Raw genomic sequence first — 2,207 nt, 5'->3', positions numbered from 1 at the left:
CGGCGCGGTCGAGCTTTCGATAGGCGGCATGACCTGCGCGTCGTGCGCGAACCGGATCGAGCGCAAGCTCAACAAGCTCGAGGGCGTGTCCGCGACGGTGAACTACGCCACGGAGAAGGCCAAGGTGACCTTCCCCGAGGGCCTGGACCCTCAGGCTCTGGTGGCGGAGGTGGAGAAGGCCGGATACACCGCCAGGCTCCCCGAGCCGCCCACGCCCGAGCAGGGGTCCGAGGAGCCGGACGACGAGCTGGGTTCGCTGCGGACCCGGCTGCTGGTGTCGGTGGTGCTGGCGGTGCCGGTGATCGCGCTGGCGATGATTCCCGCGCTGCAGTTCACCTACTGGCAGTGGCTGTCGCTGACGCTGGCCGCGCCGGTCGTGGTGTACGGGGGGCTGCCCTTCCACCGGGCGGCCTGGACCAACCTGCGCCACGGCACGGCCACGATGGACACCCTGGTGTCGCTCGGCACGATCGCCGCGCTGGGCTGGTCGCTGTGGGCGCTGTTTTTCGGCAGCGCGGGCGTGCCCGGGATGACCCACGCCTTCGACCTGACCATCTCCCGTGGTGACGGCTCGGGTGACATCTACCTGGAGGCCGCCGCCGGGGTCACGGCGTTCATCCTGGCCGGGCGGTATTTCGAGGCTCGTTCCAAGCGGCGGGCGGGTGCGGCGTTGCGGGCGCTGCTGGAGCTGGGCGCCAAGGACGTGGCGGTGCTGCGCGGCGGGGCCGAGGTGCGCATCCCCGTCGGCGAGCTGAAGGCCGGTGACCACTTCGTCGTGCGGCCCGGTGAGAAGATCGCCACCGACGGGGTGATCGAGGAGGGCGCCTCGGCGGTCGACGCCTCGATGCTCACCGGCGAGTCGGTCCCGGTCGAGGTCCGGCCGGGCGATGCGGTGACCGGGGCGACGGTCAACGCCGGCGGACGGCTGGTCGTGCGGGCCACCCGGGTCGGGGCCGACACCCAGCTGGCCCAGATGGCGCGTCTGGTGGAGGAGGCGCAGACCGGCAAGGCGCAGGTGCAGCGCCTGGCCGACCGCATCTCCGGGATCTTCGTGCCGATCGTCATCGCGCTGTCGGTGGCCACGCTGGGGTATTGGCTCGGCACGGGCGCGGGGGCCCAGGCGGCGTTCACCGCCGCGGTCGCGGTGTTGATCATCGCCTGCCCCTGCGCGCTGGGGCTGGCCACGCCGACCGCGTTGCTGGTCGGCACCGGCCGCGGCGCCCAGCTCGGCATCCTGATCAAGGGGCCGGAGGTGCTGGAGTCCACCCGGGCGATCGACACGGTCGTGCTGGACAAGACCGGCACCGTCACCGAGGGGCGGATGACCCTGACCGGCGTGCACGTCACCGACGGGGTGAGTGAACAGGAGGTGTTGCGGCTGGCCGGGGCCCTGGAACACGCCTCCGAGCACCCCATCGCCCAGGCCATCGCCCGCGGCGCCGCCGAACGCGTCGGCACCCTGCCCGCGCCGGAGGACTTCGCCAACCTCGAGGGCCTGGGCGTGCAGGGCATCGTGGACGGCCACGCCGTACTCGTCGGCCGGCCCCGGCTGCTGGCCGAGTGGTCCCAGCACCTTCCCGTGGAGCTGGAACGGAGACTGCAGGAAGAACAGGTCGCGGGCCGCACCGCGGTGGCGGTCGGCTGGGACGGCGCGGCGCGGGCGGTGCTGGTGGTGGCCGACACCGTCAAGCCCACCAGCGCCCAGGCCGTCGAGCAGTTGCGGGGGCTGGGGCTGAGGCCGGTGCTGCTGACCGGCGACAACCAGGCGGTCGCGCATGCGGTCGCCGCCCAGGTCGGCATCGACGAGGTGATCGCCGAGGTGCTGCCGGCCGACAAGGTCGACGTGGTCAAGCGGTTGCAGGCCGAGGGCAGGACCGTGGCGATGGTCGGCGACGGGGTCAACGACGCCGCGGCGCTGGCTCAGGCCGATCTGGGGCTGGCCATGGGCACGGGCACCGATGTGGCGATCGAGGCCGCCGATCTGACCCTGGTCAGGGGTGACCTGCGGGTGGCGGCCGATGCGATCCGGCTGTCGCGGCGCACGCTGCGCACGATCAAGGGCAACCTGTTCTGGGCGTTCGCCTACAACGTCGCGGCCCTGCCGCTGGCCGCCGCGGGACTGCTCAACCCCATGATCGCCGGGGCGGCGATGGCGTTCTCCAGCGTCTTCGTCGTCAGCAACAGCCTCAGGCTCCGCCGCTTCCGCT

At 72.6% G+C, this 2,207-nt stretch carries 1 protein-coding gene; it reads left to right on the top strand.

The window, feature by feature from the left end; translation table 11 throughout:
• On the top strand, positions 1-2,207 hold a 2,207-nt coding region (locus IL992_RS45415; protein WP_193209483.1), incomplete at both ends, for a heavy metal translocating P-type ATPase.

Origin of the sequence: Microbispora sitophila, assembly GCF_014892245.1 — a bacterium.
In the GTDB taxonomy this organism is placed as follows: domain Bacteria; phylum Actinomycetota; class Actinomycetes; order Streptosporangiales; family Streptosporangiaceae; genus Microbispora; species Microbispora siamensis.
Note: the sequence above shows the minus strand (reverse complement) of the source record. Positions and strands in the feature narration are given on the sequence as shown.